Origin of the sequence: Mesorhizobium sp. M5C.F.Ca.IN.020.29.1.1 (assembly GCF_003997375.1) — a bacterium.
Lineage (GTDB): Bacteria > Pseudomonadota > Alphaproteobacteria > Rhizobiales > Rhizobiaceae > Mesorhizobium > Mesorhizobium wenxiniae.
In genome coordinates this window covers 1-13,032 of sequence record NZ_RZSW01000125.1, presented here as the reverse complement: position 1 = coordinate 13,032, position 13,032 = coordinate 1, and the positions used below count along the sequence as shown (strand labels likewise).

The 13,032-nt window shown below is 63.0% G+C and carries 12 protein-coding genes, 2 tRNA genes and 1 pseudogene; 5 read left to right on the top strand and 10 right to left on the bottom strand.

The window, feature by feature from the left end:
• Positions 1-139 precede the first annotated feature (139 nt).
• Both EOA85_RS12910 and EOA85_RS12905 read right to left on the bottom strand, forming a co-directional pair.
• Positions 140-216 (bottom strand) — tRNA-Arg (locus EOA85_RS12910).
• Positions 217-277: 61 nt separating this feature from the next.
• Entirely contained in the window at positions 278-583 is a 306-nt protein-coding gene (locus tag EOA85_RS12905) for an ETC complex I subunit (protein ID WP_029354278.1), read from the bottom strand.
• A gap of 1,000 nt (positions 584-1,583) precedes the next feature.
• Between EOA85_RS12905 and EOA85_RS12895 the strand changes: the two genes are divergently transcribed.
• A tRNA-Pro gene (locus tag EOA85_RS12895) sits at positions 1,584-1,660 on the top strand.
• A gap of 132 nt (positions 1,661-1,792) precedes the next feature.
• Here EOA85_RS12895 and EOA85_RS12890 read toward each other — a convergent pair.
• On the bottom strand, positions 1,793-2,620 hold the full coding sequence (locus tag EOA85_RS12890; protein ID WP_127209676.1) for an alpha/beta hydrolase: 828 nt from the start codon (positions 2,618-2,620) through the stop codon (positions 1,793-1,795).
• A gap of 129 nt (positions 2,621-2,749) precedes the next feature.
• Between EOA85_RS12890 and EOA85_RS12885 the strand changes: the two genes are divergently transcribed.
• Complete coding sequence (locus EOA85_RS12885) at positions 2,750-3,721, top strand: GlxA family transcriptional regulator (protein WP_127209675.1); 972 nt, start codon at positions 2,750-2,752, stop codon at positions 3,719-3,721.
• Positions 3,722-3,766: 45 nt separating this feature from the next.
• Here EOA85_RS12885 and EOA85_RS38925 read toward each other — a convergent pair.
• The 4 genes and pseudogenes from EOA85_RS38925 to EOA85_RS12870 form a co-directional block, all read right to left on the bottom strand.
• Positions 3,767-3,859 (bottom strand): annotated as a pseudogene (locus tag EOA85_RS38925) (type II toxin-antitoxin system VapC family toxin); the annotation flags it as partial.
• Between the two features lie 206 nt (positions 3,860-4,065).
• A complete protein-coding gene (gene hdaA / locus EOA85_RS12880; RefSeq protein ID WP_127209674.1) occupies positions 4,066-4,773 on the bottom strand; it encodes a DnaA regulatory inactivator HdaA in 708 nt (235 codons plus the stop codon).
• Between the two features lie 5 nt (positions 4,774-4,778).
• The gene (locus tag EOA85_RS12875; protein WP_127209673.1) at positions 4,779-5,978 is read right to left on the bottom strand and encodes an AI-2E family transporter; all 1,200 of its coding nucleotides are present in this window, start codon (positions 5,976-5,978) and stop codon (positions 4,779-4,781) included.
• Positions 5,950-6,507 carry a CDP-alcohol phosphatidyltransferase family protein gene (locus EOA85_RS12870; protein WP_065009012.1) on the bottom strand — a complete coding sequence of 186 codons (558 nt, stop codon included), beginning with the start codon at positions 6,505-6,507 and terminating at the stop codon, positions 5,950-5,952. The genes EOA85_RS12875 and EOA85_RS12870 overlap by 29 nt, the downstream gene beginning before the upstream one ends.
• Positions 6,508-7,126: 619 nt before the next feature.
• Here EOA85_RS12870 and purM point away from each other — a divergent pair.
• Genes purM through EOA85_RS12855 form a run of 3 tightly spaced genes read left to right on the top strand, consistent with a single transcriptional unit; the run spans position 7,127 to position 9,439 of the window.
• Positions 7,127-8,191 (top strand): phosphoribosylformylglycinamidine cyclo-ligase, encoded by a 1,065-nt coding sequence (purM, locus tag EOA85_RS12865; RefSeq protein WP_245477593.1) that lies wholly within the window; start codon positions 7,127-7,129, stop codon positions 8,189-8,191.
• On the top strand, positions 8,188-8,898 hold the full coding sequence (gene purN, locus EOA85_RS12860; protein WP_065008972.1) for a phosphoribosylglycinamide formyltransferase: 711 nt from the start codon (positions 8,188-8,190) through the stop codon (positions 8,896-8,898). The genes purM and purN overlap by 4 nt, the downstream gene beginning before the upstream one ends.
• A gap of 16 nt (positions 8,899-8,914) precedes the next feature.
• A complete protein-coding gene (locus EOA85_RS12855) occupies positions 8,915-9,439 on the top strand; it encodes a histidine phosphatase family protein (RefSeq protein ID WP_065008971.1) in 525 nt (174 codons plus the stop codon).
• A 199-nt stretch (positions 9,440-9,638) separates the two neighbouring features.
• On the opposite strand, the gene EOA85_RS12850 is transcribed toward EOA85_RS12855, so the two are convergent.
• The 3 genes from EOA85_RS12850 to EOA85_RS12840 form a co-directional block, all read right to left on the bottom strand.
• Positions 9,639-9,908, bottom strand: a complete 270-nt coding sequence (locus tag EOA85_RS12850) for a DUF680 domain-containing protein (RefSeq protein WP_127209671.1) — start codon at positions 9,906-9,908, stop codon at positions 9,639-9,641.
• A gap of 361 nt (positions 9,909-10,269) precedes the next feature.
• Positions 10,270-10,899, bottom strand: coding sequence for a DUF2270 domain-containing protein (locus tag EOA85_RS12845; protein WP_245485729.1), 630 nt, complete (start codon positions 10,897-10,899; stop codon positions 10,270-10,272).
• A gap of 127 nt (positions 10,900-11,026) precedes the next feature.
• On the bottom strand, positions 11,027-13,032 hold a 2,006-nt coding region (locus EOA85_RS12840), incomplete at its 5' end, for a molybdopterin oxidoreductase family protein (protein ID WP_164759626.1).

The following is a 13,032-nucleotide window of genomic DNA, read 5'->3' as shown; positions in this document are numbered from 1 at the left end:
TCGTGGACTATGATCTGGGATATTTCGACGATGAGACATGCAGGCTCGAACCACTCCAAAACCCTTTCGGGCCAAAAGTGTTACCCATGTCTCCGGTATAAACCGTGACCTATGTGTCCAGAATGGACCCTGAAAATGCTGGCGATCCCGACAGGATTCGAACCTGTGACCATCGGCTTAGAAGGCCGGTGCTCTATCCAGCTGAGCTACGGGACCGCTGGGCCGACGCCAAGGGCCGGCTGAATCACGCGCTGGGACGGCTGCCCGGCATTGCCGGTCAATGCGTCCAGGGCGTCCTGCGGTCATAGCGGAAATTCTCCGCATAGGAAATCTGGCGGCGCTTGGATTCTTTAGGCTCCTCGACACGGAAGGCCAGCCCCTCTTTCTCGGCATAGGCCACCGCCTCTTCCCGGGTGTCGAAGGTGAGCCTGATCTGGCTCCGCATATCACCCGAAGTGGTGTAGCCCATCAGCGGATCGATTTTCTTGCGCATCTCGGGATCGAATTCCAGCACCCAGTGGCCGGTCTTGGCCTTGCCGGACTGCATCGCGGTTCTGGCTGGGCTGAAAATGCGCGCGGACATGGACACCTCGTTGCTGCGGGCAAGCGGCACCGCCGCTGTATTCCCCTCATTACTGCGCAATGCCGCCGGCGGCAAGGCCGATGCCTGCCGTACCTTTCGACACGGCGGGCCACCGACGGTGACCGCGCGACGGTTCACGGCAAAAGACCCTGCCGTTTGTTCCGTTTCGTCTCTTAGGGGTCGCGCAGCCAAGCCCGGAATCTATAGCCCGCAAGGACTCGGGCCGCGGTAATCAGCAGCGGGAGCCGTTGACGAGCACGTTGTGCCGGCGCCCAAGGCGCTTGGCGAATGCCGATGCAAATCGTTCTCGTCTCGCTTTGGCACAATGGGATTGGCATCTGAATTGCTACATCTGACTTGCTAGTGAGACTCGCCAGAGTGTAGCCACAGCGCTTTGCGAAGGGGGATGGAAATGGGCTTAGCCGAAGACTTGTCTGATGTTGCGCTCACATTCGAATGTCCGGATTGCTCGCATCCGGCGGTAAGGAAGGGCTCTGCGCTAAGGACGATCGCGCACTTCAGATGTGACGGGTGCAACGCCAAGGTGCGGATCACTTATCCGCAGAAGCTAGCGATCTTCGAAAAGCACAAGCTATTGGCCGCCCGAGGGGCGTTGCAATTGGCTAGCTAAGCCTTTTCCAGATCGTCGGTCGCGCGGATTTCGATGAGCACAAGATTCGCAGAATCCTGGAGGTGGTATCGTTGGTGACGGGCTGAGGATCGCTCAATTCAAGCAGCTTCCTTGCTGGCGAAGCGATTGATGTTCCAAGCACCGCCGCCGGTTGACGCGCCGCCGAGCTAGTTGAACGCGAGCCTCGCTAGCGCCGGAGGGCGACAAGGCGCGGCTACTTCATTTTTCTATCCATGAGGAGCGCGATGAACAGCCGTGCGACTTTGGGGACTTTTCGTGCAACTCCCTGCCACTCTATGGCGTTCGGTCCGTTTTTGTCGTTTCGGGGGTTGCCTTCCAAAGCCCGGAACCCTATAGCCCGCAAGGACTCGGAGTGTAGCGCAGCCTGGTAGCGCATCTGGTTTGGGACCAGAGGGTCGGGAGTTCGAATCTCTCCACTCCGACCATTCATTCACCGCGACGAACAGCAGCCGTGCTGCCGGCGCAGCTGCGCCGGACAGCATCTGCGGCCGACGAAGCACCCAGCGACCGACGGGCAGCCCGTATTTCCGCGCGTGCCCGCCTGAAGCTGCGAAGCGTCAGATTTGGATGAACGCCAGGAGATCCGGATTGATGATCTCCGGGTGGGTGGTGCACATGCCGTGCGGAAGGCCCTTGTAGACCTTGAGCGTGCCGTGTTTGACGAGCTCGGCTGCAAGCAGAGCGGAGTCGGCAATCGGCACGATCTGATCGTCATCGCCGTGCATGATCAGGACAGGCACGTCGATCTTCCTCAGGTCCTCCGTAAAGTCGGTCTCGGAAAAAGCCTCGATGCAGTCGTAATGGGCCTTGGCTCCGCCCATCATGCCCTGGCGCCACCAATTATCGACAGCCCCTTGCGAGACCTTGGCGCCCTCGCGATTGAAGCCGTAGAACGGGCCAGCCGGCACATCCCTGTAGAACTGGGCGCGGTTGGCGACCAAAGCGGCACGGAAGCCGTCGAAGACCTCGATCGGCAGGCCGCCGGGGTTGCTGTCGGTCTTGAGCATGATCGGCGGCACCGCGCCGATCAGCACCGCCTTGGCGACGCGTCCTTCGCCACCGTAGCGGGCAACGTAACGCGCCACCTCGCCGCCGCCGGTCGAGTGGCCGATATGGACGGCGTTCTTGAGATCAAGGTGAGCGACCAGAGCCGCGACATCGGCGGCATAGGTGTCCATCTCGTTGCCGGTCGCCGTCTGTGTCGAGCGGCCGTGCCCACGACGGTCATGCGCGATCACGCGATAGCCCTTGTCGAGGAAGAACAGCATCTGGTTGTCCCAGTCATCGGCGCTGAGCGGCCAGCCGTGATGGAACACGATTGGCTGGCCTGTGCCCCAATCCTTGTAGAAAATCTCGGTGCCGTCCTTGGTGGTGAATGTGCTCATCCTCTTACTCCTTGGTGAAGGTGGCTGAATTGGTTGGGGGAAGGTTGGTTCCTTCTGTGGACAAAGCTATCGCAACGGAGTCATGGTGAGGATTGGCAAAACAGACATTGAACAAGGCAAAACTGACAGATGGGGGCGGCGCGTGATCCGGTCGAAATCGGGCTTGTGGTGTATCCCGGCGTTCAGGAAGCGGCAGTACTGGGCCTCACCGATCTGTTTCAGCTGGCCAACCGGCTGGCTTCCGAACGGTCGCCGGATGCGCTGAGGCTTCGCGTCACACATTGGCAGTGGCAAGAGGCGAGTCAAACGGTCATCCCCACCTTCGACAGCGAGCCCCGCCCTGGCTATGGACCTGCCATGGTCATCTTGCCTCCGACGCTGGGTGATCCGATTCCAAGCGAGGCGGCCGCACCCTATGCCGACTGGCTCAGGGCCCGCCATGCGGCCGGCGCGACGCTCGGCTCGGTCTGCGCCGGCGCCTTCGTGCTGGCCGAGACCGGCCTGCTGTCGGGTCGTGTTGCGACCACGCATTGGGCCTATCGCGACGCGCTGGCGATACGCTTTCCCGACATCCTACTCGATGCCGACAAGCTGGTCATCGACGATTGCGACATCATCACCGCCGGCGGCTATATGGCCTGGACCGATCTCGGCCTGAAACTCGTCGACCGGGTGCTTGGGCCGACCGTCATGATAGAGACGGCCCGTTTCATGCTGGTGGACCCGCCGGGACGCGAGCAACGCTTCTACAGCCCGTTTGCTCCCAGGCTGAACCATGGCGACGAGGCCATCCTCAAGGTGCAGCATTGGCTCCAGGCGAGAGGCGCGCGCGATGTGACGCTTGCCACCATGGCGGAGCATGCGGCCTTGGAGGAGCGGACTTTTTTGCGCCGCTTTCGCAACGCCACCGGCCTCAAGCCGACCGAGTATTGCCAGCACCTGCGCGTCGGCAAGGCGCGTGAGATGCTGGAAACGACGACCCGATCCATCGACCAGATCGCCTGGGATGTCGGCTATGACGATCCCGGCTCCTTCCGCAAAGTGTTCGCCAGGATAACCGGCCTGGTGCCGGGCGATTACCGCAGGCGTTTTGGCGTGTAACGAGCGGCCCTGCCCGGCGAAAGCTGAGCGGTGGCGGTTGCGGTGTAGAGCGCTTTCGATATCGGTCCTTGAAAAATCGTCGCCAACATAAAGCAGGCGGCAGGCATGTTCCTTGGCCACCTCATAGGCGAAGCAGTCACGTTGCCAGTGCCGTATACGCGCGACTGGCGACCCCTCTTTGAAGGCAAGCTCGCCGGGAAGAGAACCCCAACCGCCTCATCTCCCGGCGAGCCTACAACCTGATTTGATACGCATCAGGACCGGGGTTAGCCGGCAAGGCTGACCTTGCAAAATGGATGCCAGCACTGATTTCCCGAAATGGGACACCGCCTGAGCCTGTCGTATCAGATCTCGAACTCGCCCTGCCCCTCATCCATGGCGCTGACGGTTTCGGCGGCCAGCGCCCTAGTGATCGGCGTCTTGCGCTCCAGTGCCGTGCGATCCAGCCGCTCGACCACCCGCATCGCGGTTGCCAGCGAGCGTTCGATTCGGCGCACCAGATATTGCACGACATGTGGCTCGACCTCGACCTGGCGGTCGGCGAACAGTTTGGTGATGACGCCGGCCAGCAAGTGATCGTCGGGCTCTTGGATCTCGACCGTCGCCGCCGCCTTCAGCCGCGAAGCGAGGTCCGGAAGTCTGACGCCCCAGGCGGACGGAAAGCGCCGCGCGGTCAAGAGCAAGGTCGAGCCGGCCCCGCGCACCGCGTTGATCAGATGGAACAGCCCCTCTTCATCGACCGGACCGGCATCGACATCGTCGATCAGGGCCGGCCGCGCGCCGAGGCTCGCTATGCAGTCGCCGATCCGTCCGGCGTCGATCTTCACTGCGCCGGCGCGGGCGCGCCAGATCGAGGCCAGGTGGGTTTTTCCAGAGCCCGCCGGACCGGCGAGCACGACCACCGGCGACCGCCAGTCCGGCCAGCGATCGACCAGCGCCACCGCCTGGCTGTTGGTGCCGGAGACGACGAGCTCATCGCGCGAGTAGCCGGTGCCGTGGCCGAGATCGAGTGGCAACTGGCGCGGCGGGTCGATCTTGTTGTGGTCCGGCATCTGGCTCAACTGCGCGGCCCACCGCTCCCGCGGCGACGCGCCGGCAGCGGCGGGACAGGTTCGGTATTGTGGCCCTTGTAGAGCGGCGAATCGAGATAGCGGGAAATGGCAAAGCGCACCAGAACGGCAACGGCGGCCGAGGCCGGCACGGCGATCAGCAAGCCGACGAAGCCGAACAGCGCGCCGAAGGCAAACAGCGAAAACATCAGCCACACCGGATGCAGGCCGACGCTTTTGCCGACCAGCCTCGGCTGCAGGATGTTGCCCTCGATAAACTGGCCGACGAAGAACACGCCGGCCACCGCCGCGACCATGGTCCAGTCCGGCCAGAACTGGACGAAGGCGACGCCGACGGCCAGCACCAGCCCGGTCAGCGAGCCGACATAGGGAATAAAAGAGATCAGCCCGGCGAACAGGCCGATGAGGATGCCGAAATTCAGGCCGGTCAAGGTCAGCCCGGTGGCGTACATGGCGCCCAGTACCAGGCACAGCGTGCCCTGGCCGCGCACAAAGCCGGCGGTGGCGGTATTGATGTCGTTGGCGATTGCCCTGACGGTCTGGACATAGTCGCGCGGCACCCAGCTGTCGACAATCGCCACCATGCGGTCCCAGTCGAGCAGCATGTAGAAGGCGACGACGGGCGTGACGACGAACAGGCTGACCACCGATACCAGCGCCACGCCGGAGCTCCAGATCGAGGTGAACACCGTGGTCAGGAGGCCGAAGCCGGAGGTCAGCAGCGAATTCAACCCTTCGCGCAGGCCATTGGCGTCGACGCCGAATTTCTCTTCCAGCCATCTCGGATCGAAGCTGGTGATCAGGGTCTGCAGGCGGGTCAGGTATTCCGGCAGCTTGCTGGCGAAATCGGCCATCTGCGAAGCCAGCACCGGAATCAGGATGACGAAGGCCAGAACCAGAACGACGATGAAGGCAAACAGGATGACAATCGTCGCCATCAGCCTGGACAGGCCGAGCCGCTGCAGCCGGTCTGCGACCGGGTCGAGGAAGTAGGCGAGCACCATGCCGGCGACGAACGGCAGCAGGATGCCGCTGAAGACATAGAGGAAGATCGCGAGGATGACGGCGCTGATCAGCCAGAAGCGGATTTGGCGGCGAAACACGCCAGACGCGGCAGCATCGGCAGCGGCAGCCTCGGCTGCCGCGTCGATGTCCTGGTCAGGTGCCCGGTTTGGAGCCTTCGCCATAGCCGCTCATATGTCTCAGCCAAGCCACGAGATAGGCCGCGGCCGAAGCCACGGTCAAGACCCCGGACAGCAATATGAGCACCGGCCTGAGCGGGTCGAGGTCGATGGCGAGGGCCAGCTCGCCCAGCACCACCGCCGCCAGCCCGATCTGGATGGCGGTGTTGGCTTTCGACACGAAGAGCGGCTTCATCTCGACCGGGTGGGCCATGACGGTGGACAAAACGACGGCGCAGACGATCAGCGCATCGCGCGACACCATGGTGATGACCAGCCACAGTGGCAATTCACCAATGAAGCCCAGCACCACGAACACCGAGACCAGCAGCAATTTGTCGGCCATCGGATCGAGATAGGCGCCAAGCTGCGAAAACTGGTTGAAGTGGCGGGCGATGAAGCCGTCGACGCCGTCGGAAATGCCGGCGATCAGGAAGCCGGCGAAAGCCCAGTCCCAGCGCGCCTGCAGCATGGCCAGCACCACGCCCGGCACCAGCACGAAACGCATGATCGTGATCATGTTGGGGATGGTCAAACGCATATCCCGTCGCTTCTGTTTTGATGATACATGATGGAGATGAGAGGCTACGGCAAGTGGCGACGCTCTCTCCTCGCTCACCTGCTCCACCCCAAACCGAAAAAACGAAGCTAGCGAATGACGATGGCACAGAGAATTACAATCGCCCTGCGTGTCACACTTTGCTATTTGGCCGGAGTGACAGAAAGCGTCTTAGCCTTCTCATCTTTCACAACTCCACACCGCGACTCGGCGATGCATGACCTTTTGACCACTTTCGTTCTTGCCTTGGTCGTCGGCCTTCTGGCGTCTTGGCCTCTCTGGTTAGTGGCTGCCGCCGTGGCGTTCGTTTTCGGGCGGTCAGTCGCCGTAAACCCAGGTGTCTGGAGTGTGGCGGCAAGTTTGATCGCCGCCGGTTTCTCCTACGGAGTCCTCCCGAGCGACGAGGTCAGGTCTTTAGCGACCGTCGGCGCCCTCGCCGCTGCGCTGGCGGGCATTTCTTTCTACTGCTGGAGCGTATGGAGCCCGGTTCGGCCGGTCTAATTGAACACCGCCATCGCCCGCTTGCCTTGCGGGGCAAAACCGTTCATGCGAAGAGCCCTCAGCAAACGAAACAGCGATGAGCAGGCGCCGGAAAATGAGCAAGCGCAAGAACGGGCTCACCTATGCCGAGGCGGGTGTCGACATCGATGCCGGCAATCTCATGGTCGAGAAGATCAAGCCGCTGGTGCGCGCGACGCGCCGGCCGGGCGCCGATGGCGAGATCGGCGGCTTTGGCGGCCTGTTCGACCTCAAGGCCGCCGGCTTCACCGACCCGGTGCTGGTCGCCGCCAATGACGGCGTCGGCACCAAGCTGAAGATCGCCATCGATGCGGGCAAGCACGACACGATCGGCATCGACCTCGTCGCCATGTGCGTCAACGATATCGTCGTGCAGGGCGCCGAGCCATTGTTCTTCCTCGACTATTTCGCCACCGGCAAGCTCGATCCAGACCAGGGTGCTTCGATCGTCGGCGGCATCGCCGAGGGCTGCCGGCAGGCCGGGTGCGCGCTGATCGGCGGCGAGACGGCGGAAATGCCCGGCATGTATCACGGCAACGACTACGACCTCGCCGGCTTTGCCGTGGGCGCGGCCGAACGCGGCCAATTGCTGCCGACCGACGACCTCGTCGAGGGTGATGTGCTGTTGGGGCTGGCCTCGTCGGGCGTGCATTCAAATGGCTTTTCGCTGGTCCGCCGCATCGTCGCCACCAGCGGCCTTGCGTGGACCGATCCAGCGCCCTTCAACGATGAAGCCACGCTGGCCGAGGCGCTGCTCGAGCCGACCCGCATCTATGTCAAGTCGATCCTCAAGGCGATCCGTAACACGCATGGCATCAAGGCGCTGGCCCACATCACCGGGGGCGGCTTTCCTGAAAACATCCCGCGCGTCCTGCCGAAAGATTTTTCCGCTGAGCTCGATCTCGATGCCATCGAGGTGCCGGCGGTATTCTCGTGGCTGGCGAAGACCGGCGGCGTGGCGCCCGCAGAGATGATGCGCACTTTCAACTGCGGTGTCGGCATGATCCTCGCCGTCGCCTCCGGCCAGGCGGCACAGGTCGCGGCCGTCCTGCAGGAGGCCGGTGAGAGCGTGACGCCGATCGGCCGCATCGTGCCGCGCCGCGACGCCGGCGTGATCTATCGGGGCTCGATCGGCCTATGAGCGCGCGCAAACGCACCGTGGTGCTGATTTCGGGACGCGGCTCCAACATGACGGCGCTGATCGCCGCGGCCAGCAACCTGGACTATCCGGCCGAGATCGTCGGCGTCATTTCCGACCGGGCCAATGCCGCCGGTCTCGGTATCGCCGCGGCGCGCGGCATCGCCACCAAGGTGATTTCGCGAGCCGACTATACCAGCAAGGAAGCGCATGACGGGGCGATCGACGCCGCACTTGTCTCGTTCGGCGCCGAGATCGTGGCGCTGGCCGGTTACATGCGCATCCTCGGCGCGCGCTTCGTCGAGAAGTGGCTGGGACGGATGATCAACATCCACCCTGCCCTGTTGCCGGCCTTCAAGGGGCTGGATACGCATGCGCGAGCCATCCGCGCGGGCATCCGCATCCATGGGTGCACGGTGCATTTCGTCACCCTGGACATGGATGACGGCCCGATCATCGCCCAGGCCGCCGTGCCGGTGATGGTCGGCGACAATGAGGACATGCTCGCCGCGCGCGTGCTGAAGGCCGAGCACCGGCTTTATCCGCTGGCGCTCGGGCTGGTCGCCGAAGGCAAGGCGCGGATGGAGGGCGGCCGTACCGTGCTTGCCCACTTCGCCGACGATGCCGACAACAGCTCCTCCGTGGTCATGGCGCCCGATCCGCTGCGCGAGGAGACCGACCTCGAGCATCTGGCGCGCATCACGCCCTGAGCAGGAGAAGGCTGGCATGGCGACAACGAAGCAACTCCTTCTTCTGCGTCATGCCAAATCGAGCTGGGACGATCCTGACCTTATCGACTTCGACCGGCCGCTTTCCGGGCGCGGGGTGAAGGCCGCCCCGCTGGCCGGGCGCGAACTGGCCAGGCATGGCTGGCTGCCGGACCTGGCGCTGGTGTCGCCGGCGCTGCGCAGCCGCGACACATGGCGGCTGGTCTCGGCGGAACTGCCGGCGAAAACGCCGGCCAAATTTGTTCAGGCGCTCTACGAGGCCAGCGCGGCAGACGTTCTCGCCAAGGTGCGGCAGGCAAATGCGGCAACGAGCAGCCTCTTGGTGCTCGGTCATAATCCCGGCCTGGAGGAATTCGCACGCCGGCTGGCCGGCGCCGGATCGGATGCCGCGGCACTCAAAAAGCTTGAAGAAAAATTCCCGACCGCAGCCATGGCCCGCTTCGTTTTCGACGGTGACTGGGCACGGCTGGCCCTCGGCGATGCCCGGCTGACGCACTGCGTTTGGCCGAAGGATCTGCGCTAGCGCAAGGGCCCGAAAATCGGAATTGATTTTTTTGCTGCGCTGACCTTCGGTTCGGAAAGGATCATGCGCAAAATCAAGTGCTGCAGCCTCCTATGCGCGTGCAAAAACGGGGCGGGTGCTCAGGCTGAGACTTCTTGATAGGCAAAAGCAAAACGGCGGGCCAGGGCCCGCCACACTTTGCGTTCCGGAGCTTGAGGGCTTAGCGGCCCCAGTTGCCCCGGCCTGATTGAGGCACGACGGACTGGGCCGTGCCGGACTCGCGCGTCGCATTGGTGTTGACACCGTTGTGCTCGGTCGGGAGCAGCTTGCCGATCGAACCCGTGAACGTGTTGTCGACATTTCCAACCTGCGCATTGCCAGCAGGCGCTGCCGGCTGGTTGACGCCGTCCGAACCATAGTGGTCGCTGCCGGCAAAGGCGCTGCCTGTGGCAATGAGGATGGCGGCAGCGGTAAGAGCAATCTTGGTCATTTCAGGTACTCCAGTATTCATATTTTTCAGTGTTGTGTCCGTCTCGTGGCGTGCCTTGGAGGATTTCGCGTCGCTCGGACTACCCCGAGGTGGGTTGGCATTGGGGCGGTTTCCAATCACAAAGATGTTCCGGCCATGCCGTGAATCGGGTGCTTGAAATCCGCCAAAAGGCTTCCTTCGCCACAATCTTCGACATGCTTTTCAGTGTGTTAGGCGAATTTTCCTGCCGCGGGTGCACGGTATTTGCTGAGCCGGCGTTCATACCGTCCTGCACGACGCGTCAACAGAAACGAACCGATCGGTTCGATTTCTGCTGATGTACCAATGTAATTCGCAGATCTACCGGCTTTGCGTTGCTGCTCTAGACGTGCACGTCACCAAAGGAGAGTTCGCCATCGTCGCGAGCAGCCAGGAACGCGATGACCAGCAGGCAGGCATAGAGTGCGGCGACCAGCACGGCGATGACCACTCCAGGAATAGGCCCCAGGGCGGCGCTGGTGACGGCCTCGCGCACCGAACCGACGAAGCCGATGCGGACACCTTCGGTTAGAAGACCGGGAGTCGACAGTTTCAGGATCCAGGCCATCAGCAGGATCAGCAGCATGTGGATGTAGTTTCGACGAAGACGGCGCGCCAACGCCGCTCGTTGCGAAATGAGGAATTTTGGAGCGCGCAGGCTTTCTCCGACGACCAACAGCCAATCGGACGCGAAGTCCGGCTGCGGCGAGAAAATCTGCGCGAAATAGTGCCGTTCGAACTGGCGCACGCGGGCCCGGTAAACGTCGAAGAAGCGATACCGCCGCGCTTCTATCCACAGCAGCAACAAGACAAGCAGCATGGCAAAAAGCAGCACGCCGTGATGCGCGGTGGCCGTCGAAAGCGAGACGGACAACATCGCCGCGACAACCGTTATGGCCCAATTGCTCGTCCGGTCCAGGCGGTCGCGCCACCCCGTCATGCGCAGAATCTCGGCGCGATGAAAGTGCGACATCGTGGTTACGAGTTCACCGGACGAAAGTGTCCTTCCGATGGGGTCCGGCGCCGCCAACGCTTCTGCCATCACCATACCTCCACCCGCCCACGCAAAAACGGCCGGATGGATATATCGTTCCGACGCTTCACTTCGCCGCGCGCAGCCAGACCTTATTGTCGTGGAACGCAGCACCGCCATAGGGCGCCGGCGCGTCGGCGCCGGTCAGGACGTTGATGCCCTCGCCGCGCTCGTGGGCGCTGTTCGGCCAGATACCTTCGGCGATTACGACGCCGCGCCTGATGCCCTCGAACAATCTTGCGTGCAGCACGACTTCGCCCCGCGCATTGCCGATCTCGACGCGGTCGCCATTGGCCAGCCCATAGGCTGCCGCATCGTCCGGATGCAAAAGCAGTTCCGGCCGGCCCTCCTTGGCCTTAGACACCGGCGTCTCCGAAAAAGTCGAGTTGAGGAAATTGCGCGCCGGCGAGGTGGTCAGCCGGAACGGATGCGCCGCATCCGCCACCTCGATCAGGTCGACGTGGTCGGGGAAGTCCGGCAGGCTTGCCACCGGCCCGAACAGGCCCATGCTTTTCGGCGGCCGGTTGGGCGCCGCCTGCCCGGTCCAGTCGGCGCGGAAGCGGAATTTTCCGTCCGCGTGGCCGAAGCCGTCAATAAAATGCGCCGCCTCGAAATCCGGCTGCAAATCGAGCCACTTTTCTTCCCTGAGGCTCGAAAAACTGCCGAGCCCGCGCTTGCCCAAAATGATGTCGATATGCTGCTGCTCGGTCATGCCAAAGCCAGGCCTGTCGCCAACACCGAGCCGCTTGCCGAGTTCCTCGATGACGAAATGGTTGGTGCGCGGCCCTTCCGGCGGGTCGATCAGCTTCGGACCGAGCGTGATGTGCTGGTTGCCGCCGCCCTTGTAGACATCGTCATGCTCGAGGAACATCGTCGCCGGCAGCACGACATCGGCGAGTTTTGCGGTGTCGGTCATGAACTGCTCGTGCACGCAGGAAAACAGGTCGTCGCGCAGAAAGCCCTGCTTCACCAGCCGCTGCTCCGGCGCGACATTGACCGGATTGGTGTTCTGGATCAGCAGCGCCGTCACCGGCGGGCCGCCATAAAGCGCATCCGCCGCCCCGGTCAGCACCGGGCCGATGCGCGAATGGTCGAGATGGCGGATCGCGGGGTCGCGCATCCGCGTGCCTTCCAGCAGTTCCTGGTTCAGCTTGAAGATACCCGAATTGGAATGGAAGGCGCCGCCGCCCTCATATTGCCAGCAGCCGGTGACCGCGGCGATCGAGGCTGCGGCATGCATGTTGACCGAGCCGTTGCGCTGGCGCGAGAAGCCGTAGCCGAGGCGGAAATAGGTTTTCTTCGTCGTTCCGACGAGACGGGCAAAGGCCTCGATCTCGTCGAGGGAAAGCCCGGTAATGTCAGCCGCCCATTGCGGCGTCCTCGTCCGAAGATGCGCTTCCAGACCGTGCGGGTCGTCGGTGTATTTTTCCAAATAGGCGCGGTCGGCCATGCCGTCACGGAACAGCACATGCATCACCGCGCAGGCCAGCGCGCCGTCGGTGCCGGGCTTCAGCACCAGGCCGAGATCGGCCTGCTTCATCGTCGCATTCTCGTAGACGTCGATGACGACGATTTTGGCGCCGCGTTCCTTGCGCGCCTTGATCGCGTGGGTCATGACGTTGACCTGGGTGACCACGGCATTGGTGCCCCAGATCACCACGCAGTCGGACTTGGCCATCTCGCGCGGGTCGGGACCGCGCAACGCCCCGGCGCCCATCATCCAGCCGGTCCAAGCCAGGTTGGTGCAGATAGAACCGAAGAAGCCGGAGTACTTTTTCGCGTGGCGCAGCCGCTCGATGCCGTCGCGCTGCACCAGCCCCATCGTGCCGGCATAGTAATAGGGCCAGACCGTCTCCGAGCCGCATTTTGCCTCGGCCGCAATGAATTTTTCGGCGACGAGGTCGAGTGCGGCCTCCCAGCTCGCTTCCTTCCAGACGCCCTCGCCTTTGGCGCCGGCGCGGATCAGTGGCTTCAACAAGCGGTCGGGGTGATGGACGCGATCGGCATAGCGGGCGACCTTGGCGCAGATGACGCCTGACGTATATGTGTTGGCCTTTGCGCCATGGACGCGGC

Bases quoted from the DNA above. Each gene is read 5' to 3' on its own strand.
- EOA85_RS12905 (WP_029354278.1), bottom strand. From the start codon at position 583: ATGTCCGCGCGCATTTTCAGCCCAGCCAGAACCGCGATGCAGTCCGGC.
- purM (WP_245477593.1), top strand. From the start codon at position 7,127: ATGAGCAAGCGCAAGAACGGGCTCACCTATGCCGAGGCGGGTGTCGAC.
- EOA85_RS12885 (WP_127209675.1), top strand. From the start codon at position 2,750: ATGGGGGCGGCGCGTGATCCGGTCGAAATCGGGCTTGTGGTGTATCCC.
- EOA85_RS12850 (WP_127209671.1), bottom strand. From the start codon at position 9,908: ATGACCAAGATTGCTCTTACCGCTGCCGCCATCCTCATTGCCACAGGC.
- EOA85_RS12890 (WP_127209676.1), bottom strand. From the start codon at position 2,620: ATGAGCACATTCACCACCAAGGACGGCACCGAGATTTTCTACAAGGAT.
- EOA85_RS12855 (WP_065008971.1), top strand. From the start codon at position 8,915: ATGGCGACAACGAAGCAACTCCTTCTTCTGCGTCATGCCAAATCGAGC.
- purN (WP_065008972.1), top strand. From the start codon at position 8,188: ATGAGCGCGCGCAAACGCACCGTGGTGCTGATTTCGGGACGCGGCTCC.
- EOA85_RS12875 (WP_127209673.1), bottom strand. From the start codon at position 5,978: ATGGCGAAGGCTCCAAACCGGGCACCTGACCAGGACATCGACGCGGCA.
- EOA85_RS12845 (WP_245485729.1), bottom strand. From the start codon at position 10,899: ATGTCGCACTTTCATCGCGCCGAGATTCTGCGCATGACGGGGTGGCGC.
- hdaA (WP_127209674.1), bottom strand. From the start codon at position 4,773: ATGCCGGACCACAACAAGATCGACCCGCCGCGCCAGTTGCCACTCGAT.